This is a genomic window from Streptomyces caelestis, assembly GCF_014205255.1.
GTDB classification, from domain to species: Bacteria; Actinomycetota; Actinomycetes; order Streptomycetales; family Streptomycetaceae; genus Streptomyces; species Streptomyces caelestis.
The window spans coordinates 2,369,026-2,390,526 of sequence record NZ_JACHNE010000001.1; the positions used below are offsets into that span (position 1 = coordinate 2,369,026).

At 72.0% G+C, this 21,501-nt stretch carries 20 protein-coding genes; 5 read left to right on the forward strand and 15 right to left on the reverse strand.

What is annotated here, in order from left to right:
• Positions 1 to 5: 5 nt before the first annotated feature.
• The 3 genes from HDA41_RS10700 to HDA41_RS10710 are packed head-to-tail and all read right to left on the reverse strand — an operon-like array spanning position 6 to position 2,732.
• A complete protein-coding gene (locus HDA41_RS10700; RefSeq protein WP_184982882.1) occupies positions 6 to 695 on the reverse strand; it encodes a response regulator in 690 nt (229 codons plus the stop codon).
• Positions 692 to 1,918, reverse strand: a complete 1,227-nt coding sequence (macS, locus tag HDA41_RS10705) for a MacS family sensor histidine kinase (protein WP_184982884.1) — start codon at positions 1,916 to 1,918, stop codon at positions 692 to 694. Before macS ends, HDA41_RS10700 begins: the two co-directional genes overlap by 4 nt.
• Positions 1,919 to 1,946: 28 nt before the next feature.
• The gene (locus HDA41_RS10710) at positions 1,947 to 2,732 is read right to left on the reverse strand and encodes a lysophospholipid acyltransferase family protein (protein WP_184982886.1); all 786 of its coding nucleotides are present in this window, start codon (positions 2,730 to 2,732) and stop codon (positions 1,947 to 1,949) included.
• A 202-nt stretch (positions 2,733 to 2,934) separates the two neighbouring features.
• On the opposite strand from HDA41_RS10710, the gene HDA41_RS10715 reads away from it, so the two are divergent.
• Both HDA41_RS10715 and HDA41_RS10720 read left to right on the forward strand, forming a co-directional pair.
• A complete protein-coding gene (locus HDA41_RS10715) occupies positions 2,935 to 3,732 on the forward strand; it encodes an alpha/beta hydrolase (RefSeq protein WP_184982888.1) in 798 nt (265 codons plus the stop codon).
• Positions 3,725 to 4,423 (forward strand): hypothetical protein, encoded by a 699-nt coding sequence (locus HDA41_RS10720; protein WP_184982890.1) that lies wholly within the window; start codon positions 3,725 to 3,727, stop codon positions 4,421 to 4,423. The genes HDA41_RS10715 and HDA41_RS10720 overlap by 8 nt, the downstream gene beginning before the upstream one ends.
• Here the strand turns inward: HDA41_RS10720 and HDA41_RS10725 are convergent.
• The 6 genes from HDA41_RS10725 to HDA41_RS10750 all read right to left on the reverse strand — a co-directional run bounded on the left by HDA41_RS10725 (position 4,420) and on the right by HDA41_RS10750 (position 9,565).
• Entirely contained in the window at positions 4,420 to 5,166 is a 747-nt protein-coding gene (locus HDA41_RS10725; protein ID WP_184982892.1) for an endonuclease/exonuclease/phosphatase family protein, read from the reverse strand. The two genes, HDA41_RS10720 and HDA41_RS10725, sit on opposite strands and share 4 nt — an antisense overlap.
• A 111-nt stretch (positions 5,167 to 5,277) precedes the next feature.
• Complete coding sequence (locus tag HDA41_RS10730; protein WP_184982894.1) at positions 5,278 to 6,231, reverse strand: ROK family glucokinase; 954 nt, start codon at positions 6,229 to 6,231, stop codon at positions 5,278 to 5,280.
• A gap of 132 nt (positions 6,232 to 6,363) precedes the next feature.
• On the reverse strand, positions 6,364 to 6,864 hold the full coding sequence (locus HDA41_RS10735; RefSeq protein ID WP_184982896.1) for a DUF5304 domain-containing protein: 501 nt from the start codon (positions 6,862 to 6,864) through the stop codon (positions 6,364 to 6,366).
• 44 nt (positions 6,865 to 6,908) lie between these two features.
• Entirely contained in the window at positions 6,909 to 8,084 is a 1,176-nt protein-coding gene (locus HDA41_RS10740) for an ArsA family ATPase (protein ID WP_184982898.1), read from the reverse strand.
• Positions 8,085 to 8,215: 131 nt separating this feature from the next.
• Complete coding sequence (locus HDA41_RS10745) at positions 8,216 to 8,656, reverse strand: SRPBCC family protein (protein WP_184982900.1); 441 nt, start codon at positions 8,654 to 8,656, stop codon at positions 8,216 to 8,218.
• Between the two features lie 111 nt (positions 8,657 to 8,767).
• The gene (locus HDA41_RS10750; RefSeq protein WP_184982902.1) at positions 8,768 to 9,565 is read right to left on the reverse strand and encodes a metallophosphoesterase family protein; all 798 of its coding nucleotides are present in this window, start codon (positions 9,563 to 9,565) and stop codon (positions 8,768 to 8,770) included.
• Between the two features lie 297 nt (positions 9,566 to 9,862).
• Between HDA41_RS10750 and HDA41_RS10755 the strand changes: the two genes are divergently transcribed.
• Entirely contained in the window at positions 9,863 to 11,659 is a 1,797-nt protein-coding gene (locus HDA41_RS10755; protein ID WP_184982904.1) for an AMP-dependent synthetase/ligase, read from the forward strand.
• Between the two features lie 13 nt (positions 11,660 to 11,672).
• On the opposite strand, the gene HDA41_RS10760 is transcribed toward HDA41_RS10755, so the two are convergent.
• Positions 11,673 to 13,310 carry a GMC oxidoreductase gene (locus HDA41_RS10760; protein WP_446561850.1) on the reverse strand — a complete coding sequence of 546 codons (1,638 nt, stop codon included), beginning with the start codon at positions 13,308 to 13,310 and terminating at the stop codon, positions 11,673 to 11,675.
• Positions 13,311 to 13,429: 119 nt separating this feature from the next.
• Positions 13,430 to 14,572, reverse strand: a complete 1,143-nt coding sequence (locus tag HDA41_RS10765; RefSeq protein WP_184982908.1) for a glycosyltransferase family 4 protein — start codon at positions 14,570 to 14,572, stop codon at positions 13,430 to 13,432.
• A 117-nt stretch (positions 14,573 to 14,689) separates the two neighbouring features.
• Between HDA41_RS10765 and HDA41_RS10770 the strand changes: the two genes are divergently transcribed.
• Positions 14,690 to 15,925, forward strand: a complete 1,236-nt coding sequence (locus HDA41_RS10770) for a glycosyltransferase 87 family protein (protein WP_184982910.1) — start codon at positions 14,690 to 14,692, stop codon at positions 15,923 to 15,925.
• Here the strand turns inward: HDA41_RS10770 and HDA41_RS10775 are convergent.
• Positions 15,886 to 17,208: an MATE family efflux transporter gene (locus HDA41_RS10775; RefSeq protein ID WP_184982912.1), complete on the reverse strand. Its 1,323-nt coding sequence runs from the start codon at positions 17,206 to 17,208 to the stop codon at positions 15,886 to 15,888. The genes HDA41_RS10770 and HDA41_RS10775 overlap by 40 nt on opposite strands.
• Positions 17,209 to 17,292: 84 nt before the next feature.
• On the opposite strand from HDA41_RS10775, the gene HDA41_RS10780 reads away from it, so the two are divergent.
• Positions 17,293 to 17,823 (forward strand): PadR family transcriptional regulator, encoded by a 531-nt coding sequence (locus HDA41_RS10780; RefSeq protein ID WP_184982914.1) that lies wholly within the window; start codon positions 17,293 to 17,295, stop codon positions 17,821 to 17,823.
• Between the two features lie 33 nt (positions 17,824 to 17,856).
• Here HDA41_RS10780 and HDA41_RS10785 read toward each other — a convergent pair whose 3' ends face one another.
• From HDA41_RS10785 to HDA41_RS10795, 3 genes are all read right to left on the reverse strand, one after another.
• Complete coding sequence (locus HDA41_RS10785) at positions 17,857 to 19,041, reverse strand: hypothetical protein (protein WP_184982916.1); 1,185 nt, start codon at positions 19,039 to 19,041, stop codon at positions 17,857 to 17,859.
• A gap of 33 nt (positions 19,042 to 19,074) precedes the next feature.
• A complete protein-coding gene (locus HDA41_RS10790) occupies positions 19,075 to 20,088 on the reverse strand; it encodes a C40 family peptidase (protein WP_184982918.1) in 1,014 nt (337 codons plus the stop codon).
• Positions 20,089 to 20,317: 229 nt separating this feature from the next.
• Positions 20,318 to 21,358, reverse strand: a complete 1,041-nt coding sequence (locus tag HDA41_RS10795) for a C40 family peptidase (RefSeq protein ID WP_059416328.1) — start codon at positions 21,356 to 21,358, stop codon at positions 20,318 to 20,320.
• Positions 21,359 to 21,501: the final 143 nt, after the last annotated feature.

Consider the following 21,501-nt stretch of genomic DNA (forward strand, 5'->3'; position numbering starts at 1 on the left):
GCGCCTCACTCGTCGTCGAGGCCGCGCTCTATCGCATACCTGACCAGCTCCACGCGGTTGTGCAACTGGAGTTTGCCGAGGGTGTTCTGGACGTGGTTCTGCACCGTGCGGTGGGAGATGACCAGGCGTTCGGCGATCTGCTTGTAGCTCAGGCCCTTGGCGACGAGGCGCAGCACCTCGGTCTCGCGGTCGGTGAGCCGGGGGGCCTTCGGTTCGTCGGTGTCGGGAGCGGGGGCGGGTTCGGAGGCCAGGCGGCGGTACTCGCCGAGGACCAGCCCGGCGAGGCCGGGGGTGAAGACGGGGTCACCGGCGGCCGTGCGGCGGACCGCGTCCTGGAGTTCCTCGGTGGAGGCCGACTTCAGCAGATAGCCGGTCGCGCCGGACTTCACCGCCTCCAGGACGTCGGCGTGCTCACCGCTCGCGGAGAGCACCAGGACCCGCAGCGCCGGGTCGGCGGCGACGACCTCCTTGCAGACCTGGACGCCGGGCTTGCCGGGCAGGTTCAGGTCGAGCACGAGCACCTCGGGTGCGGCGGCCTTGGCGCGGCGCACGGCCTGGTCGCCGTCGCCCGCGGTGGCGACCACCGCGAAGCCCGACTCGGCCAGGTCCCGGGCGACCGCGTCGCGCCACATGGGGTGGTCGTCGACCACCATGACCTTGATCGGGTCCCGCCGGCCCTCCGTGGTCTCCGTCATCGCCGCTCCGCCTTCCCCCGTACGTTCGTCACGTCCTTCGGTACCTTCAACTCGACCTCCGTGCCCTGGCCCGGCACCGAGATCAGCTCCGCGCTGCCGCCGAGGTCACGCAGCCGGCCGCGGATCGACAGGGCGACGCCGAGCCGCCCCTCGCCCTCGGCCTGGTCGAGCCGCCCCTCCGGGATGCCGGGTCCGTCGTCCCGCACGGTGACGATCACCTCGTCCGGCTCGTCCTCGACGAGGATCCACGCGCGCGCCTGCTCCCCGGCGTGCTTGCGGACGTTGTCCAGCGCCGCCCCGACGGCCGCGGCCACCTCCCGGGCGGCGACCGGCGCCAGCGGCACCGGCGCGCCGGGCTCGGCGAGGCTGACCCTGGCGCCGGCGTACGGCGCGAGCAGGGCGCGCAGGTCGACGGGGCCGCTCTCCTCCGGCTGCTCGTCGACGGCCCGGACGACGGCTCCCTCGGCGGCGTCCTCCGAGACCCGGGAGACGGGCACCAGTCCCCCGGAGACCAGGGTGCGCAGCGCCACCTCCTGCTCACCGGCCATCCGGCCCAGCTCGGCCGCCTCGCCGCCGATCACCGCGCCGCGCCGCTGTACCATCGCCAGCACCTGGAGCACGCTGTCGTGGATGTCCCGGGCGAGGCGCTCCCGCTCGCGTGTGGCGGCCTCGATCTCCAGGGCGCGGGCGAGGGTGCGCTCGGAGGCGCGGGCGACCTCGACGACGTAGCCGATGGCGATGGAGGCGATGCAGACCAGGATGACGTTGTGGACGGTGTCACGGGCCGGGCTGCCGCGCTCGATCAGATTGGCGACGGCCACCAGGCCGGAGGCGAGGGCCGCCCAGCGCCAGCCGCCCTTGACGGCGAAGGCGAGGACGGCACCGGCGGTCCATATCGACGGCAGGGTCGGGCCACCCGCATGGATCCGCTCGGGCGCGTCGGCGACGGGCGTGAGCAGGATGCCGGCGACGGCGATGGTGAGGTCGGCGGCGAGGAACCGCTTGGTGCAGCGGGCGGCGTTCGCGACGCGGGGCAGGGTGGCCAGGGTCCACCCGCTCAGCACGGCGTAGTAGGCGACGGCGACCCAGGGCCGGGTGAACTCCTCGTAGGCGGTGGTGAACAGGCCGATCGCGTACAGCATCGTGAGCACCCGGTAGGCGGTCAGCGCTCGCCACAGCGGCTGCTCGACCGACATCCTCATGACTCGCTCGCGCTCGGCCATCTCCCCCATCCCCCTGACGAGCCCCCGACTAGGGCTCGGTCCGCCTCTGCTCCGGCTTTTCCTGCTCCGCCTTCTCCGCCTGTTCCTTCTCCGCCCGCGCGAGTGCGGCCCTCGCCGCCTTCTCGGCTTCCTTCTCCGCCTTGGCCGCCTCCGTGAGCTGCCGCTTCATGGCCGTCGCGTACATGTCGACGTACTCCTGGCCGGAGAGCTTCATGATCTCGTACATGACCTCGTCGGTCACCGCGCGCAGCACGAACCGGTCGTGCTCCATGCCCTGGTAGCGGCTGAAGTCCAGGGGCTTGCCGATCCGGATGCCGGGACGCATCAGCTTCGGCATGACCTTCCCGGGCGGCTGGATCTTCTCCGTGTCGATCATGGCGACGGGGATGACGGGCGCGCCGGTCGCGAGCGCCACGCGCGCGAGGCCGCCCGGCTTGCCGCGGTAGAGCCGCCCGTCGGGCGAGCGCGTCCCCTCCGGGTAGATACCGAACAGCTCGCCGCGCTCCAGCACATCGATGCCGCTCCTGATGGCGGCCTCACCCGCGCCGCGCGCACCGGAGCGGTCCACCGGAAGCTGGCCGACTCCCTTGAAGAAGGCGGCCGTCAGCCGGCCCTTCACACCGGGCGTGGTGAAGTACTCGGCCTTCGCGATGAACGTGACCTTGCGGTCCAGGACCGCGGGCAGGAAGAACGAGTCCGAGAAGGAGAGGTGGTTGCTCGCCAGGATCGCCGGGCCCTCGGAGGGAATGTTCTCCAGGCCTTCCACCCAGGGCCTGAAGGCGACCTTCAGCGGTCCCCCAACAGCGACCTTCATCGCGCCGTACAACAACCGAGTGCCTCCTGTGTGTGTCGATCAGACCTTAACCCGGCGCGCTGTCAAAGGCGCCGACGGCCCTGGTCGGTGTCAGTGCCGTCGCGTACGGTGAAGGTCCCGCGAACGCCGTGCGATCCCTGCCATGACGTTCCGTGACCATCCGTGATCGTGTCCGTCCCTTCTCACGACCAGGAGGCCGAAGGTGCCGGTCCTTGCCGGAGCCGAGCCGTTTCGCCACGAGGGCGGGGAGATCGCCGTGCTCCTCTGCCACGGCTTCACCGGTTCACCGCAGTCGCTGCGCCCCTGGGCGGAGCATCTCGCCGCACAGGGCCTGACCGTCTCGCTGCCGCTGCTGCCCGGGCACGGCACACGGTGGGAGGACCTGCGGATCACCGGCTGGCCGGACTGGTACGCGGAGGTGGACCGAGAGCTGCGCCTCCTGTGCGAGCGCCGCGCGCAGGTCTTCGTGGCCGGGCTGTCCATGGGGGGCGCCCTGGCCCTGCGGCTCGCCGCGAGGCACGGCGACGCCGTCTCCGGTGTGGTGGTCGTCAACCCGGCGAACAAGGTGCACGGCCTGGCCGCGCACGCCCTCCCGGTGATCCGCCACTTCGTCCCCGCGACGAAGGGCATCGCCAGCGACATCGCCAAGCCGGACAGCAGGGAGCTCGGCTACGACCGGGTGCCGCTGCACGCGGCGCACTCCCTGCGCCAGTTCTTCCAGGTCGTCGACCGCGAGCTGCCCCAGGTCACCCAGCCGGTGCTGCTGCTGCGCAGCCCGCAGGACCACGTGGTGCCGCCCGCCGACTCGGCCCGTATCCTCAGCCGCATCTCGTCGACCGACGTGAAAGAGGTCCTCCTGGAACAGAGCTACCACGTCGCCACGTTGGACCATGACGCGGACCGGATCTTCGAGGAGAGCACCTCGTTCATCGGCCGGCTCGCGTCCGGCCTCGGCAAGGAGCCCGGTCTCGGCAAGGAAGGGACGACCGCAGGTGGCTGAGCACGACTCCGACCGCGAGGGCCGCGAGCCGGACGAGCAGGGCGTCCCGTTCGACGAGGCGGCCGCCTGGGCGGCGATCGTCGCCGGATACGGCGAGGAGCCGCCGGACCCGCCGGGCGCCAAGCCGTTCAAGTCGGTCGAGGACCTGGCACTGCTGGAATCTCCGACCAACGACGACCGGGTGAACACGGCCGGGGACGCCGCGAAGCCCGCTGAGCCGAAGTCCGCTGCCGAGCCGAAGCCTGCTGCCGAGCCGAAGCCTGCTGCCGGGCCGAAGCCCGCTGAGCGTGAGGCTCCGGAGGCCAAGGGGTCCGGGCCCGGGTCCGCGTCCGGTGACAAGCCGGCCAAGCCTCTGGGTGGCTCCGTCTCCTTCGCGCCCGGCGTCGGCCCGCGCGACTACACCGCGCCGGAGCCCACCGAGGACGACTTCGACGAGGACGACGAGGGCCACTTCGTGCCCCCGGAGCCGCCCCCGCTGCCGTCCGCCGACGCCACCGCCAAGTTCGCCTGGCTGGGCGTGCTCGGCGGGCCGCTGATACTGCTGCTGGCCGTGCTGCTCGGCTGGGAGATGACGTGGTGGCTGGCCACGCTGGGGATCGGCGGGTTCCTCGGCGGGTTCGCGACGCTGGTGATGCGGATGCGGACGGACGACGAGGACGACGACGACCCGGGGCGGGGTGCGGTCGTCTAGGAAGCCGGCACTCTGAGGGCGGCCAGGACCGGGAGGTGGTCCGTGGCCGCCCTCAGGTCCGCGTCGGTCACCCCGGGGTGGCCGGCCGGCACTCCGCAGCCCAGCACCTCGATGCCCTCGGTCGCGAAGACCGCGTCGATGCGCTGGTAGGGGTCGGCGGGGGTCCAGGTGTGCTCGCCGCCCCAGGGCGCGGTCGCGCGGCAGTCCCGCAGGGCGTCGGCGAGGCGGCGGAAGGCGGGCCCCTCCGGGCGTTCGTTCAGGTCGCCGCCCGCGATCGCGTGCTCCACGCCCATTCCGGCCAGCCGGTCCAGGAGCAGGCCGGCCTGGTCGTAGCGCTCGTCCTTCTGGAGCGACAGGTGACAGCTCAGGACCCCGAGACGCGTGCCGGCGAAGCGGACGACCGCCGTGGCGAAGCCGCGGCGGTGCAGGCCGGGGGTGCGGGGCAGGAGGACGTCCTCCGTGCGCTCGATACTCGCCCGGAGCGAGCAGAGGATCGCCGGGCCTGTGGTGGTGGCGCCCCCGGTGACGACGACCAGACCGGAGGCGAGGGCGAGGCGGGCGAGTTTCTTGCGCCAGCGGAAGAAGCGGGGGGCTTCTTGGACGAGGACCAGGTCGGGAGCGCAGGCGCGGATGACGCGCGCCAGGGCGTCGGTGTCGTCCCGCATCGAGCGGATGTTGTAGCTGAGGACCCTGATGACCGCGGAACCATCGGGTTCTGTACGGGAGTTGGGGAGCAGCGACATGTGATCAATCTACGCCCAGGAGATCGGGGCGCGAGGACTGTGCGCGCGTACCGGTTGTTCGTGGCTTGCGCGCAGTTCCCCGCGCCCCTTGGGGCACGCCCCCGAAGGCGTTTACATGATCGGGTCGGGTTCCCTCGCCAGGTCCGCCGCTCCCACCAGGCCCGCCTTGTTGCCCAGCTCCGCTGCTCTGACCTCGGCCACCGGGCGCCAGTTACCGCCGACCAGCCAGCGCTTGTAGGACTTGCGGATCGGGCCCAGGACCAGTTCGCCCTCGTCGGAGAGGCCGCCGCCGACGATGAAGGCGGAGGGGTCGAAGAGGGAGGCGAGGTCGGCGAGGCCCGCGCCGACCCAGCGGGCCAGTTCGCGGTAGGAGTCGACGGCCACGCGGTCGCCCTGGCGGGCGGCCATGGAGATGTGCTTGCCCTCGATGCCGTCGGGCGTGCCGTTGCCGAGGCCGAGGAGGATCTCGGCGTTCTCCGGGGTGGCGTTGGCGCGCTGCTTGGCGTACCTCACCAGCGCCCGCCCCGACGCGTACTGCTCCCAGCAGCCCTGCGAGCCGCAGCCGCACAGCAGGCCGTCCGGCACCATGCGGATGTGGCCGAACTCGGCGGCCACGCCGAAGTGCCCCCGGCGCAGCTTGTTGCCGATGATGATGCCGCCGCCGAGACCGGTGCCGAGCGTGATGCAGATGACGTTGCGGTGGCCCTTGCCGGCGCCGAACTTGTACTCGCCCCACGCCGCGGCGTTCGCGTCGTTCTCGACGACCACCGGGAGGTCCACACGGGCCTCGACCTTCTCCTTGAGCGGCTCGTTGCGCCAGTGGATGTTGGGCGCGAAGTAGACCTCGGAGCGCTGCCGGTTCACATAACCGGCCGCGCCGATGCCCACGCCGACGATGTCGTGCCCGACGCGTGCGCCTTCCACCGCCGATGCGATGGCGTCCACGATGCCCTCAGGCGTGCCCGGGGTCGGCACCTTGAAGGTCGAGAGGATGTTGCCTTCCTCATCGACCACGCCGGCCGCGATCTTCGTGCCGCCGATGTCGACGCCGATGGTGAGTCCCATGAATCCCTCAGTTTCGGTCGAGCCCCGCTACGGCCAACGGTACCCGAGGCAGGCCGTCGGGTTCGCTGTCGTCCGCACGCTGGGCAGGGCCGGCGGCGGCACGCCGGTCGCGGCTCGTCCGAGGGCGGGGGCTCAGTCCAGGTCGATGCGCTCCCCGGGGCCGGCGTCGTCGCCCCGGTCGTGGCGTTCGTCCAGGTCACGCGGGTCGATCCGGTCGTCGCGGCCGGTCCAGCGCCGTTCCTGGGCCTCGACGGCGGAGCGGTAGGCGGCGAGCAGTTCGTTCCCGGCGGCGGCCAGGTGGTCGAAGACGTCCGGGTTGCGTTCGATGACGGGTTCCACGGCGGCCTTGGCCTGCTGGACGACCTGGCGGACGACCTGCTCGGCGGCGGGCCCGGCGACCGCGCCGAGCAGCGGGGACTGGATCCCCGACAGCTTGTCCGCGACGACGTCCACGAGCTTCTTCAGTTCCTCGGCCGCGGAGCCCTGGGGCGGGCCGTACTGGGCGCGGCGCCGGGCCTTCTCCGCCTCGAGGTCCTCGGCGCACGCGGTCGCCCAGGCGTCGGCGTCGGTGGCCCGTGCCTCGTCCGCGGCCTCTTCACGGGCGGCGTCGGACGGGGGGAGCTCTTCGCTCATGACGGACTCCTGACTACGGTTCGTCCCTACGACGTTACCCCCTCTCACCGCGTCTGCGGCCACAGCTTCGGGTCGGGTGCGAAGCGGATGCGCAGCTCGCCCTCGCGCAGGGCGGCCCCGTCGACGGTGCAGCGGCGCAGCGCGGAGGGCAGCGGAACGACCCGGCGGAATCGCCCCGCCGTGACCACGAGTTCGTCGCCGCGCCGGACGAGGTCCAGCTCCTCGCGCAGGGCGCCGGGCAGCGGGATGTGCCAGACGAGCACGCCGTCCTCGCCGAGCCGGTCGGTCACCGGCCACTCGGCCGGTGGGACGGCGGTGTCGGGGCCCGCGCCGGGCACGGCGAGGGCGGCCAGGTCGTCGGGGCCGACCGGGTCGCGTCCGAGGTGGGCGACGGTCCGGACGTCGTGCGACTCCCGCCATTCGTCCAGTGTCTTGCGCTGCTGGGCGACCGGGCCGGCCAGCCAGGTGTCCGGGGACGCCTCGGGCAGGACGCGGTTGGCGACCACGAGGTCGGTGCGCAGGCCGCGCAGGGCGAGGCCGAGGCCGGCGGCGCGGAGGGCGTCGGCACCGGCCGGGCCGGGCTCGGCGACCAGCCGTACGACGGTGCCGCGGTCGGCGACGACCGCTTCGACGGCGGCCAGCTCCAGGTCCCAGCGGGCAGCCGTCTCGTACAGCCACTCGGCGGGCATCGGGACGCCGGCGAGCCGGCCCAGTACGGGCCGCAGGGCGCGGGCGGCCTGGCGTTCGGGCGGCAGCAGGCGGCGCAGGTAGCGGCGGAGTTCCTCGGGCAGGGCGAGGAGGGCGAGGGCCTGCGGGGCCGGTGGCAGGTCGACGACGAGCAGGTCGTACGACTCCGAAAGCGCGGCGTCCCGCAGGGCGCGCAGGAGCGCGAGTTCCTCGGCACCGGGCAGGGGGGTGAGTTCCTCCGGGTCGAGGCGGGAGGCGCCGAGGAGGTCCAGGGCGGAGGAGGCGCGGTCCTGGAGGGCGGTGAGGTCCTTCCGGAAGTCCTGGGCGGGGTCGGGACGCCAGGCCGTGAGACGGGGTGCGGCCTCGGTCGGCTCAGGTCCCGTGCGCGTCCCCAGGGCGGCACCGAGTGTGTCCGTACGGTCGGTGCCGAGGACGAGGGTGCGGGTGCCCTCCGCCGCCGCGGTCAGGGCGGTCGCGGCCGCGAGGGTGGTACGGCCGCTGCCGCCGGGGCCGGTGATCAGGATGGTGCGCATGGGGGTGAACGGTAACCCAGACGCCCCAAGGGGCGCGGGGCTGTGTGAACGTGCGGCTCCGCCGCGTGGGCGCGACCAGTCACAACGGGCCCGCACCCGGCACGGCGCAGGCACCGCTACGGCGCCGACCCCTAAGTGCCCGATTCCACGCGCTTCTTCAGACCCGCCAGCGCCCTGTCGATGATGACCTTCTCCGCCTTGCGCTTGATCATGCCGAGCATCGGGATCTTGACGTCCACGGTCAGCGCGTACGTGACCTCCGTGCCGTCCGAGCCCGCCGGCTTCAGGATGTACGTGCCGTCCAGGGAGCGGAGCATCTGGGACTTCACCAGCGTCCAGGACACCTCGTTCCCGCCGGTCCACGTGTACGCGAGGACCTGGTCGTCCTTGATCGCACCCGCGTCCATGACGAGCCGGACCTGTTCGGCGCGACCCTGCTCGTCGGTCTTGAGCACCTCGGCCTCCTTCACCTCGCCGGTCCAGTCCGGGTAGCGGGCGAAATCGGAGATGACCGCCATGACGTCGGCCGGGGCCGCCTCGATGGTGATGCTCGAGCTGGTGTGTTCCGCCATCTCCGTGGCTCCTCCAGGTGCGGGCCGGTATGAGGTCGTCGTGCGCAAGCGTGTGTCGCGTGAAGGCTACCGCGCACGGGACCCGCCGATCTCACCCGACCTGGGACGTCCTCACCATTCCAGCGCCCACGGCGTCCCGGTCCCCGCGAAGTGCCCCACGTTCACACACTCGGTTGCCCCGATCCGCATCCGCCGCACCAGCGGCTGGTGCACGTGTCCGAAGAGGGAGTAGCGGGGGCGGGTGCGGCGGATGGCGTCCAGCAGGGCCCGGCTGCCGCGCTCGAAGCGGCGCGCGACGGTGTCGTAGACCAGTTCGGGAACCTCGGGCGGGATGTGCGTGCACAGCACGTCGACCTCGCCGACGGCCTCTATCTTCGCCGCGTACTCCTCGTCGCTGATCTCGTACGGCGTCCGCATCGGGGTGCGCAGGCCGCCTCCGACGAAGCCGAAGACCCAGCCGCCTATCTCGACGCGCTCGCCGTCGAGAACGGTCGTGCCGGGACCGGCGTACTCCCGCCACAGGGGCGGCATGTCGACATTGCCGTAGGTGGCGTACGTCGGGGTGGGGAACGCGGCGAACATCTCGGCGTACTGCTTGCGCACGGCCTTCTCGATCACCGAGGCCCGGTCCGCGCCGACGCCGGCCCACAGCCCGGCCCCGAACTCCCGCGCCTCCCGGAAGCGGCGGGCGGTGCGCAGTGCGACGATGCGGTCGGCGTTCTCGACGCCGAACAGGTCGGGGAAGATGCCGCGCGAGTGGTCGGCGTAGTCGAGGAAGAGGACGAGGTCGCCCAGGCAGATCAGGGCGTCGGCGCCGTCGCCGGCCCTCGCCAGGTCACGGGCGTTGCCGTGCACGTCGCTGACCACGTGCACACGCGTCCTGTGCTTTCCGGCTGGTGTGGGTGCCATGGCGATCAAGGGTAGGTCGAGCGCTGCAGTTGTGAACAGTGGCGGCCCTACCTGCGGTTACTGGCCAGTCAGTTAGTACGTGGACTACTGTGCGCGAAGGAATACCCAACTGTGTGACGCAGCGAACATCTCGCCGGGACCCCCTGTCGTAGAAGCCATACCGGCGGGTAACGTCCGGGCAGTCCAGTCGTGCTCTGCATTTCAACAAGTGAATGCTCGAGCACCTGCCCGAGCCTTGGATCGGACCGTCGCATCACACAACGTCGTGGCGCCGGCGCCCTATGAGGAGCAGCAGTCTTGCGCGAGTTCAGCCTTCCGGCTTTGTACGAGGTCCCTGCGGACGGCAATCTGACCGACATCGTCCGCAGAAACGCCGCGCAGCACCCGGACGTCGCCGTCATCGCCCGCAAGGTCGGCGGCACCTGGCAGGACGTGACGGCCACCGCCTTCCTCGCCGAGGTACGTACGGCCGCGAAGGGGCTGATCGCCGCCGGGGTCCAGCCGGGCGACCGCGTGGGCCTGATGTCCCGCACCCGTTACGAGTGGACGCTGCTGGACTTCGCGATCTGGAGCGCGGGCGCGGTGACCGTGCCGGTGTACGAGACCAGTTCGCCGGAGCAGGTGCAGTGGATCCTCGGCGACTCGGGCGCGACCGCGTGCATCGTGGAGTCGGACGGTCACACGGCCGCCGTGGAGTCGGTGCGCGACCGGCTGCCGGCGCTCAAGCACGTGTGGCAGATCGAGGGCGGCGGCATCGACGAGCTGGGGCGGCTCGGGCAGGACGTCACGGACCAGACGGTCGAGGAGCGCGGCTCGATCGCCAAGGCCGACGACCCGGCGACCATCGTCTACACCTCGGGCACGACCGGCCGTCCCAAGGGCTGCGTGCTCACCCACCGCAGCTTCTTCGCCGAATGCGGCAACATCGTGGAACGGCTGCGTCCGCTGTTCCGCACGGGCGAGTGCTCGGTGCTGCTCTTCCTGCCGCTCGCGCACGTCTTCGGGCGGCTCGTGCAGATCGCGCCGATGATGGCGCCGATCAAGCTCGGCTGCGTCCCGGACATCAAGAACCTCACCGACGAGCTGGCCGCGTTCCGCCCGACGCTGATCCTCGGCGTACCGCGCGTCTTCGAGAAGGTCTACAACTCGGCGCGTGCCAAGGCCCAGGCCGACGGCAAGGGCAAGATCTTCGACAAGGCCGCCGACACCGCGATCGCCTACAGCCAGGCGCTGGACACCCCCTCGGGCCCCTCCCTCGGTCTGCGGATCAAGTACAAGACGTTCGACAAGCTCGTCTACAGCAAGCTCCGCACGGTCCTCGGCGGCAGGGGCGAGTACGCCATCTCCGGCGGTGCCCCGCTCGGCGAGCGCCTCGGCCACTTCTTCCGCGGCATCGGCTTCACGGTCCTGGAGGGCTACGGCCTGACCGAGTCCTGCGCGGCCACCGCGTTCAACCCCTGGGACCGGCAGAAGATCGGCACGGTCGGCCAGCCGCTGCCCGGCTCGGTGGTCCGGATCGCCGACGACGGCGAGGTGCTGCTGCACGGCGAGCACCTGTTCAAGGAGTACTGGAACAACCCCGGCGCGACCGCGGAGGCGCTGGCCGACGGCTGGTTCCACACCGGTGACATCGGCACCCTCGACGAGGACGGCTACCTCAGGATCACCGGCCGCAAGAAGGAGATCATCGTCACCGCGGGCGGCAAGAACGTCGCCCCGGCCGTGATCGAGGACCGCATCCGGGCGCACGCGCTGGTCGCGGAGTGCATGGTGGTGGGCGACGGGCGGCCGTTCGTGGGCGCGCTGATCACCATCGACGAGGAGTTCCTGGGCCGCTGGTGCGCGGACCACGGCAAGCCGGCGGGTTCCACCGCGGCGTCGCTGTGCGAGGACCCGGACCTGCTGGCCGCGATCCAGGCCGCGGTCGACGACGGCAACGCCGCGGTGTCGAAGGCGGAATCGGTGCGGAAGTTCCGCATTCTGTCCTCCCAGTTCACGGAGGAGTCGGGCCACCTGACCCCCTCACTGAAGCTGAAGCGGAACGTGGTGGCGAAGGACTACGCGCACGAGGTCGAGGCGATCTACGCGAAGTAGCGTACGAGCGGCGTCATGGCGCGGTGTCCTCGGCGAGGACCCGCGCCATCGTGCGTTCGGCGAGCGCGGTGATGGTCACGAAGGGGTTGACCCCGATCGACCCGGGCACGAGCGAGCCGTCGGTGACGTACAGCTTCGGACACCCCTTGACCCGCCCGTAAGCGTCCGTCGCCTTGCCCAGTACGCAGCCGCCCAGCGGGTGGTACGTGAAGTCGTCGGCGAACACCTTGCTGGGGGACCCGAACAGGTCGTACCGGTAGATCGTCGAGTTGGCCGCGTTGATCCGGTCGAACAGCTTCTTGGCCATGGCGACGGAGACCGCGCTGTGGGCGGCCGTCCAGCCGAGCCGTACCTCGCCCGAGCCGGTGTCGTAGGAGAAGGACGCCCGCTCCCGGTTCCTGGTGATCGCAAGATAGAGACTCACCCAGTGCTCCAGCCCGGTCGGCAGCGGGGCGATCTCGGCGAACACCGGGTTGGCGGCGTTGGCCCAGTCGTCGATGCCCATGACCGGCATGGTCGACTGGTTCGCGCCGACCGTGTCCCACACGTGGTTGGCCCGGCCGAGCATCACGTTGCCGTTGGTGCCCCAGCCGGCGCCGACACTGGGGTCGAGATCGGGCAGGGTGCCGGTCTCCCGGGCGCGCAGCAGCAGTTCGGTGGTGCCGAGGCTGCCGCCGCCGAGGAAGAGGTACGTGCAGCCGTACTCCCTGGTCTCGACGACCCGGCCGGTCTCGTCGACGCGGTCGGCGGTCAGGACGTAGGTCCCGTCCGGTGCCCGGCTGATCGCGCGGACCTTCTCCAGGGTGTGGATCGTGACGCGCCCGGTGCCGAGCGCGGCGGCGAGGTAGGTCTTGTCGAGGCTGCGCTTGCCGTGGTTGTTGCCGTAGATGACCTCGCCGGCGAGTGCCGACTTCGGGGCGGTGCCGGCCGCCTCGCGCGCCATGTGGCCGAAGTCGTAGACGCTCGGCACGAAGGTGGTCCGCAGTCCGGTCTTCTCGGCGTGCTGACGGGAGACACGGGTGAAGCGGTACCACTCCGTCGACTCGAACCAGGCCGGGTCCACGCTGTTCACGCCGAGGGCGGCGCGGGCGCGCGGGAAGTACGTGCCGTACATCTCGTCGGCGTCGACGGTGGGGAACTGCTCGGTGAAGTAGGCCCTGGGCGGTGTGACCGCCATGCCGCCGTTAACGAGTGAGCCGCCGCCGACGCCCCGGCCGACGTAGACGGACATCTGCGCGAAGTGCACGCGGTCCAGGACGCCCGGGTAGCGGCCGATGTCCCGGTTGACGACGTCCAGCCAGAGGAAGGTGCCCAGGGGTGCCTCGGTGCGGGTGCGGAACCACATGGAGCGCTGGTCCGGGGTGCGGGTGGAGCAGAAGATCGTGCCGTCGGGGCCGGGGGTGTTCCAGAGCCGGCCCATCTCCAGGACGAGGGTGCGGATGCCGGCCTGGGCGAGGCGGAGGGCGGCCACGGCGCCGCCGTAGCCGGAGCCGATGACTATCGCGGGGGCGGTGTCGATTGCGTCTGGCTGCGCCGCTCGGGCGGAGTCGAGGCCTATGCGGGTGAACCCTAGGGTGGCTGCCGTCTGGAGGGCTGCCATGCCAAGGATTTGACGTCTTGTCAGCTGATGCTGCGTCAGGTTTGATGTCATGTGCGAAGCATCGGCGGATTATCTGGTTCCGCCTAGTGGGGTGCCGCTTGATCGTTGTGGGCGGGTGCGGGTTGTTCGTGGTTGATCGCGCAGTTCCCCGCGCCCCTGAGGGAAGACACCTACAGCACGTTCTTGAGGTGCTCGGCGAGCAGGTCCCAGCGCCACTTCTCCTCGACCCACTCGCGGCCCCGCTCGCCCATCCTGCGGCGCAGCTCGGCGTCTGCCAGGAGGGTGGTGATGCGGTCGGCTGCCTCCGCCGGCGAGCCGCCGCGGACCACCCAGCCCGTCTCGCCGTCGAGGACCGCGTCCGGTGCGCCGCCCGAGTCGCCGGCGACGACCGGGAGGCCCGTCGCGGAGGCCTCCAGGTAGACGATGCCGAGGCCCTCGACGTCGAGGCCGCCGCGGCGGGTCCGGCAGGGCATGGCGAAGACGTCACCGGCGCCGTAGTGGGCGGGCAGCTCCGCCCAGGGCACCGGGCCCGTGAAGCGGACGGAGCCGGCGACGCCCGTGTCGTGGGCGAGCTTGCGGAGATCCTTCTCGTACGGGCCGCCTCCGACGATCAGCAGCACGGCGTCCGGCTCGGCCGCGAGGATCCGCGGCATGGCCTGGATCAGGGTGTCCTGGCCCTTGCGCCGCACCAGCCGGGAGACGCACACCACCACCGGGCGGTCCGTCAGGCCGAGCCTTGCCCGGATCTCGTCGCCGCCCGACCCGGGGTGGAAGGTCTTCTCGTCCACGCCCGGCGGCAGCTGCGCCATCCGCGCGGCCGCCTGGGGGCTCAGCGCGCCGGCGATCCGGGAGCGTGTGTACTCGCCGAGGTAGGTGATCGTGTCCGTGGAGTCGCCGATCCGGCGCAGCAGCTGCCGGGCGGCGGGCAGCTGCGCCCAGCCGGCCTCGTGCCCGTGCGTGGTGGCCACCAGCCGTTCGGCGCCCGCGCTCCGCAGCGCGGGCGCCATCAGGCCGAGGGGGGCCGCCGCCCCGAACCACACCGACGTACACCCGTGCTCCCGCAGCAGCCCGACGGCCCGCCGGGTGACGCCCGGCGTCGGCAGCAGCATGGTCGTACGGTCCCGTACGACGGTGAAGGGCTGCTCCGCGTCGAAGGCGGCGGTCGCCTCCACGCCCTCCCGGCTCCGCTTCCAGGTCGACGCGTAGACGACCAGCCGCTGTGGGTCCAGCCGCAGCGCCATGTTGTGCAGAAACGCCTGGATGCCGCCCGGCCGGGGTGGGAAATCGTTCGTCACGATCAGGGTCTTGCGCACGCCGCCGACCCTACCGAACCGCCCTCACGGCCGAACGCGCCGGCGGGTGTGGCACGCTCACAGCTGTCGGGGACATCATGGCCTCCTCGATACGGCACGCGGACGGGCAGGGATCAGGTGAGGACGACGGGCGCGAGGCGGTCCCTGGCATGTCTGCTGGTGGTCTGGTGTCTCACGAGGCTGGTGCTGCTGCTGTTCGTGCTGAAGGTGTACGTCTTCCCGGGCCCGGACGTGACGAGCGACGTGTCCGTGATCTATCAGGGCTGGTACGACGTCCTGCGCACCGGAACGTTCCCGCAGGACGACGTCACCTGGCAGTACCCGCCCGCCGCCGCCCTGGCGATCCTCTCCCCCGGCCTGCTGCCCTTCCTGCCCTACGCGACCGCGTTCTACGTGCTGGTCTGCGTCACCGACCTGGCCGTCCTGGCCCTGCTGGCGTACGCCGGCCGGCGCCACGGCAGGTCGCTGCGCGGCGCCTGGGTGTGGGTGGCGGGCGTGCCGCTGCTGGGGCCGACCGTGTACGCGCGCTACGACGTGATGGTCACGGCGGTGGCCGTGGCGGCGCTGCTCGTGAGTGCCCGGCATCCCAGGGCGATGGGAGCGTTGGCCGCGTTCGGGACGTTGCTGAAGGTCTGGCCGGTGATGCTCCTGCTGGCTGCCCGCCGACGGGCCTCGTGGGTGTCGGCCGTGGTGACGGGCATCGTGGTGACGGGTGTGTTCGCCCTGGCCATGCCAGGGGCGTTCGCCTTCCTGACCTTCCAGCGGGACCGGGGCACCGAGGTGGAGTCGCTGGGCGCGCTGGTCTTCCACGTCGCCCGGCACTTCGGCTGGGAGGGCGAGGTGCGGCTGAACTACGGCTCGATCGAGTTCCTCGGGCCGTACGTGAGCGAGGTGAGCACGGGCGCGCTGTTCCTGACGGGAGCGGCCTTCGGCTGGCTGGTGCTGTGGCGGCTGCTGGCCCGGCGCTTCGAGGAGCACACGCTCGCCGACGCGGCCTTCGTGGCGGTGCTGATGTTCACCACCACCAGCCGGGTGATCAGCCCGCAGTACATGGTGTGGCTGGTCGGACTGGCCGCGGTCTGCCTGTACTTCCCCGGGAGCCGGATGCGGCTGCCGGTCGGGCTGGTGCTGGTGGCGTGCTTCGTGACGGTGCTGGAATTCCCGCTCTACTTCGCCAGCGTGGTGGCCAGTGACGGCCTCGGGCTGACCCTGCTGTTCCTGCGCAACGGCCTTCTGGTGGCCGCCGCGCTCCTCGCGGCCCGCGCCCTGTGGCGCGCGACGGTGCCGCGCACGGTCCCCGCTCCCCTGCCCGCTCAGCCCACCCGCACCGACGAGACCCCGGTCTCCACCTGAGCCGGGGACCGCCGGAACAGCACGCCCGCCAGCCCGCACTGCACCGCCGTCGCCACCGCCAGCGCGAGGCACACCCCGGGCAGTGCGAACCCCGTCAGGCCGTACGCGAGCGGCAGCTGGACAGCCGTCCCGAGCACGGTCACACGCAGCAGCTCCGGGGCGCTCCCGCTGCCCTCGAAGACCCCGCCGAGCGCGATGAGGCAGGCCATCAGCAGCAGATAGGGCCCGACGCAGCGCAGGAAGAGCACGCCCTCGCCCGCGACCCCGGGTCCGGCGCCGAAGGCGGCCATGAGCCACGGGGCGGTGACGGCCAGCAGTACGGCCGCGGCAAGGCCGATCGCTCCGGAGACCAGCACGGCCTGCCGCCCGATCTCCCGCCGCGCGTCCCTGCCCTCACCCCGGGTGTGCGCGGTGTGGATGGACGCGGCCTGGCGGACGGCGTAGAAGGCCATGGTCGCCACGTACATGACCTTGTAGGCGACCGAGTACGCGGCCACCGCCGTCACCCCGAGCCGCGCCACGATCGCGACCAGGACCAGGGCACCCGTCTGCCGCACGGTGAAGTCGGCGGACATGGGCAGGCCGGTCGTCAGGGTCCGGCGCAGGGAGACGGCCAGGGGCTCGGCCGGTGCCGCGCCGCGGGCGCTCCGCAGCAGGGTGTTGCGCCGGACCGCGACGAGTCCGGCCCCGAGCGCCACGGACCGGCACAGCACCGTGGCGGCGGCCGCGCCCCGGACGCCGTAGAGGTGGATGAGGAAGGGGTCGAGGGCCAGGATCAGGCCGTTGGACAGCAGGGCGAGTCGCAGCGGGGTTCTGGTGTCGCCGGTGCCCTTGAGGATGCCGTCGACGAGTTGCTGGGCGAAGAAGACGGCCATGCCGGGCATGGAGAGCGCGAAGTAGGCGACGGCGAGCGGGAGGGCGGCGCCGTCGGCCCCGCCGAGCACCAGCCGGGCCAGCGGTTCGCGTCCCAGCAGGCCGCCCGCCACCACCGGGGGCGTCACCACAGCCCACAGCGCCCAGCCGCCGCGCACGGCCGCCCGTACGGCGGCGGGGTCGCGGGCGCCGCGGGCGTGTGCGACCAGCACGGTCGTGCCGGAGCCGAAGACCAGGGCGACGCCGAGCAGCACGTTCTCCGTGGTGGTCGCCACGGCCACGGCGGCCACGGCCGGGCCGCCCAGCCGGGCGACCCAGACGGTGTTGATGATCCCGGCGGCGACGGACGCGAGGAGCGAGAAGTAGACGGGGCGAGCGAGCTGGAGGAGTTGCTTGCGGTGGGCGTTCACGGTGACTGTCCCCCTGAGGATGCCTCGATTCGAGGTAGCTCGATAAGAGGTAACATAGGGACTCACGCACCCGCAAGGAGGACCATGCTGGAGCTGTCGATCCTGGGCTTCCTGGCCGAGGAGCCGCTGCACGGCTATGAGCTCAAGGAGCGGATCAAGGCGCTGACCGGCCATGTCCGGCCGGTGAGCGACGGCGCGCTCTACCCGGCGATCACGCGCCTGGTCGGGGCGGGCCTGCTCGACCAGCACACCGAGCCGGGCGCGAGCGCGGCCCCGCGCCGGATCCTCGCCCTCACCGGCAAGGGCCGCGAGGAACTGCTGGAGCGACTGCGCCGTCCGAAGCAGACCGAGATCACCGACCAGGTCCGCTTCAACACGGTCCTGGCGTTCCTGCGCCACCTGCCCGACCGGCACGAGCAGGCCGCGGTGCTGCGCCGTCGGCTGGACTTCCTTCAAACCCCGACGAGCTTCTTCTACGAGTCCGGCAAGCCGGTCCGCGCCGAGGAGACGGACGACCTGTTCCGCCAGGGCATCCTGCGGGTCGCCCGGGCGACGGGCGAGGCGGAACGAGCCTGGCTGCGGGAGGCCGTCGCCCTGCTCGAACAGCCGGGTTGAGACCCCGGACTGTCCGTCCGGGGCACGCCCCGGTCAGCCCAGCCGATCCCGCAGATAGCCCCGCCACTCCTCCGTGAAGGCCTCCGGCGTCGTCCCCAGCACCTCGCGCATGGCCTCCTCCACCGCCCCGGCCCGCTTCCGGTGCTCCCCGACGGCTCGGTAGAACTCGCCCAGCCGGGCCTCGCCCCAGCGGTCGGCGATCAGCCGGCACGCCGTCCAGCCGCTCTCGTAGGCCCGGGCCAGGCGGCTCGCGTCGCCGGTGAAGCCGAAGTCCTCGTCGTCGGGGAGGGCGGACGGGATCTGGCCCCGGGTCACCGCGCGGGACAGTTCGGGCGCGGCCTCGCGCGGTGTGCGGCCGGCGGTCCGGTAGCCGACCCAGTCGGCGTAGCCCTCGGACAGCCAGAGCGGTGTGGCGGGGGTGGTGTGGGCGCGGGTGGCGACATGGGTGGTCTCGTGGGTGACGACGACCTGCTCGCCGACGGTGCCGAGGAGGGCGAACGCGTCCGGGTTGACGATGACGCGGTCCGCGGGCGCCCGCGCCGGTGCGCCCGTCTCGCCGGTGGTGACCGCCGCGATCCCGCGGTAGGAGGAGGCGGGCGCGCCGAGCAGCGCTGCCATCCCCTCCAGTGACCTCGGTACGAGCAGCACGACGCGCCGCCCCCAGTCCGTGCCCCACGCCTCCGACACCGCGGGCACCGCACGGTCGGCCAGGTCCGCGAAGCCGCGCAGCGACCGGCCGGACTGCCCGACGCCGAGGACCAGGCTGCGCTCGCCCCGGACGACCTGGACGGGCCCCTGGTCCCAGAGCTGCTGGGCGGACTTCCTCGCGGGCCGGTCGGCGTCGACGGACCACTGCCCGTCCGCCTCGCGGCTGAGCCGCAGGGTGCGGCCTGCGGTGACCGGGGCCCGGTCGTAGCCCGCGACGCGGTAACGCAGTTCGGCGTCGGCGGTGGCCGTGTCGCCCGTGCGGTGCAGGCCGGTCACGCGGTACGACCAGCCGGCCAGGGGCAGCGCGCGTAGGTGGGCGTAATCCGCTCCCGTACCGGTGCGCGCGTAGGCCCGCTCGTCGTGGTCGAGGACCGCGGCGGCCCGCCGGTCGAGGAGCCGCTGGACGTCGGCCGTGGCGCTGTCGGCGGCGGGCCGGCCCCCGCATCCGGTCAGGAAGACGAGCAGCACAACGAGCGCCACCACCGGGGACCCCGACCTTCGACCAGCCACGTTCCCGATCGTACGGGCGCCGGGCCGCGCGGGTCAGACCCTGGTGACCGACGAGACCGGCATCATCCCGACCGGGTCGTAGCGCACGGGTGCGCCGGGGTAGGGCGCGTGGATGACCTGGCCGTTGCCCATGTACATCCCGACATGGCTGGCGTCGGACCGGTAGACGACAAGGTCACCGGGGCGCGCCTCGGACAGCGGGACCTGCCGCCCGGCGTACCGCTGGGCCTGCGAGGTGCGCGGCAGCGAGACCCCGGCCTGCGCGTACGACCACTGCATCAGGCCCGAACAGTCGAAGCCGGAGGGGCCGTTGGCGCCCCAGATGTAGGGCTTGCCGAGCGCGCTGCGGGCGGCGGCGACGGCGGCGGCTCCGCGTCCCGAGGCGGCGGTGGCGCCGCCGAGGTCGAGGAGGCCGTCGCGGCCGGAGCGGGAGGCCCGGTCATAGGCGTCGCGCTCGGTGTCCGGAAGGGAGTTGAGCAGCCGCCGGGCTGTCGCGAGCTTCCGCTCGACGGTCTTCTTGTGGGCGGCGACGGCCTTGCGGCTCTCCTCGAGTTCGCGGAGCTTGCCCGCGGCCTCCTCGCGGTCCTGGGCGAGTTCGCGCATGGCCTCCTGAAGCTCCTTCAGCTCACCGGCCCGGTGGGCCGTGACGCGGTCCAGCCGGGAGGCCTTGTCGAGGTAGTCGTCCGGGTCGTCGGAGAACAGCAGGGCGAGGGACGGGTCGATGCCGCCCGAGCGGTACTGGGCTCCGGCGAGCGAACCGAGCGACTCGCGCATGGAGTTGACGCGCTGCTGCTGCCGGGCGACCCGGTCCCGGACGATGCCGATCTCGTCGCGCAGCGCGTCGGCGCGCTCGTCGGCCTCGTTGTAGGCCTCGGTCGCCTTCTCGGCCTGCGCGTAGAGGCGGTCCATCTTGGCCCGGGTGTCGTCGTACGGTGCGGCCACGGCCGGTACCGCGCCCAGGGCGGCGGCCGTGACGGAAAGGAAGCTGACCGCGGCACTGGCGCCCCGGTCGAACCCGGACGGTGCAAGGCGGCGATGGGACCCCACGGGAAGCCGCTCTCCTTCCGCTGGCGGACTAGGAAACGCGGCAGACAGTAGCCCCGCGACGGGAGTCCGCCAACGACCATCCGTGGGTATGCGGCACGACGCCCCGCCACTGACGCAGGTCACTGGCGGGGCGTGGGCTCAGTCGAAGCTGGCGCGATTCGCCCGAACGGCGGAACGATGTCCTGATCTTGAAGACGCCGGGGGCCGGCCGGGGTCGTCGTGCCGAACGTCAGACGCGGACGCCGAACATGAACGGGCCGCCGATGGTGTCCATCGACTCGTAGCGGACGACCGTGCCGGTGCGCGGGGCGTGGATGATCTGTCCGTTGCCGGCGTAGAGGCCGACGTGGTGCAGGTCGTTGAAGAAGAAGACCAGGTCGCCGACCTTGAGCTGGCTGACCGAGTAGATCTTGGTGCCGGCTCCGGTCTGCGCCTCGGAGGTGCGCGGGATCTGCACGCCGGCCGCGGCGTACGCCCGGGAGGTGAGGCCGGAGCAGTCGTAGGAGCTCATGCCGGTGGCGCCGTAGACGTACGGCTTGCCGAGCTGGCTCTGGGCGAAGGCGAAGGCCGCGGCGGCCCGGCCCGAGCCGGGCGGGACGTCGGCGGTGAGGGCGTCGCGCTCGCTGGCCCGGCTGGCGCGGTTCTGCTCCTCGGCGAGCTTGGCCTTCTCGGCGGCGGAGAGGCTGTTGAGCAGCTTCTGCGCGGAGGCGAGCTTGCCCTGGACTTCCTTCTTCTTCTTGCCGAGTTCGGTGCGGGTGGAGGCGAGGTCCTTGAGCTTCTCGGAGGCCTCGGCGCGCTCCTGGGCGAGTTCGCGCTGCTTCTCCTGGACCTTCTTCAGCGCCTCGACCTGCTGGCTGCTCAACTGGTCGAGCGTGGAGGCCTTGTCGAGGTAGTCGTCCGGGTCGGCGGAGAGGAAGAGCTGCACGGAGGGGTCGATGGAGCCGGTCCGGTACTGCGACGCGGCCGCGAGGCCCAGGCTGTCGCGCAGCTCGTTGAGCTCCTCCTGGCCGCGGGCGACGTTGTCCTGGATGGTGGAGATCTCCTTCTGGAGCTTCTCCTGCTTCTCCTTGGCCCCGTTGTACTTCTCGGTGGCCTGCTCAGCCTCTTCGTAGAGCTTGTCTACCTTGGCCTTGACCTCGTCCTTGCTCGGCTTCTCGCTGGGGGCGGCGTTGGCGGCCTGCGAGCTGAAGGCGACGGCAGCGGCGGCGGCTGTGGTCAACACGGTCACACGTGCGCGGCTCGGCTGCTTGGGACGACGGTGGGACGCCACGGGTGACAAGCTCCTTCTCGGCCCCTCCGCCGTCGCTCCCAGTGAGCGATCACCCGAGCGGAGGTTCGGGGCCTGACCCTAGTGACCTTCCTGTGATCAGTTCAAATCCTCAGATGAAAAATCGCGTCACAGTAGGCCAACTT

What these genes read in the sequence shown, in the direction of transcription:
- HDA41_RS10700 (WP_184982882.1), bottom strand. Translation starts at nt 695, where the DNA reads ATGACGGAGACCACGGAGGGCCGGCGGGACCCGATCAAGGTCATGGTG.
- macS (WP_184982884.1), bottom strand. Translation starts at nt 1,918, where the DNA reads ATGGCCGAGCGCGAGCGAGTCATGAGGATGTCGGTCGAGCAGCCGCTG.
- HDA41_RS10710 (WP_184982886.1), bottom strand. Translation starts at nt 2,732, where the DNA reads ATGAAGGTCGCTGTTGGGGGACCGCTGAAGGTCGCCTTCAGGCCCTGG.
- HDA41_RS10725 (WP_184982892.1), bottom strand. Translation starts at nt 5,166, where the DNA reads ATGTCGCTGCTCCCCAACTCCCGTACAGAACCCGATGGTTCCGCGGTC.
- HDA41_RS10730 (WP_184982894.1), bottom strand. Translation starts at nt 6,231, where the DNA reads ATGGGACTCACCATCGGCGTCGACATCGGCGGCACGAAGATCGCGGCC.
- HDA41_RS10735 (WP_184982896.1), bottom strand. Translation starts at nt 6,864, where the DNA reads ATGAGCGAAGAGCTCCCCCCGTCCGACGCCGCCCGTGAAGAGGCCGCG.
- HDA41_RS10740 (WP_184982898.1), bottom strand. Translation starts at nt 8,084, where the DNA reads ATGCGCACCATCCTGATCACCGGCCCCGGCGGCAGCGGCCGTACCACC.
- HDA41_RS10745 (WP_184982900.1), bottom strand. Translation starts at nt 8,656, where the DNA reads ATGGCGGAACACACCAGCTCGAGCATCACCATCGAGGCGGCCCCGGCC.
- HDA41_RS10750 (WP_184982902.1), bottom strand. Translation starts at nt 9,565, where the DNA reads ATGGCACCCACACCAGCCGGAAAGCACAGGACGCGTGTGCACGTGGTC.
- HDA41_RS10760 (WP_446561850.1), bottom strand. Translation starts at nt 13,310, where the DNA reads ATGACATCAAACCTGACGCAGCATCAGCTGACAAGACGTCAAATCCTT.
- HDA41_RS10780 (WP_184982914.1), top strand. Translation starts at nt 17,293, where the DNA reads ATGCTGGAGCTGTCGATCCTGGGCTTCCTGGCCGAGGAGCCGCTGCAC.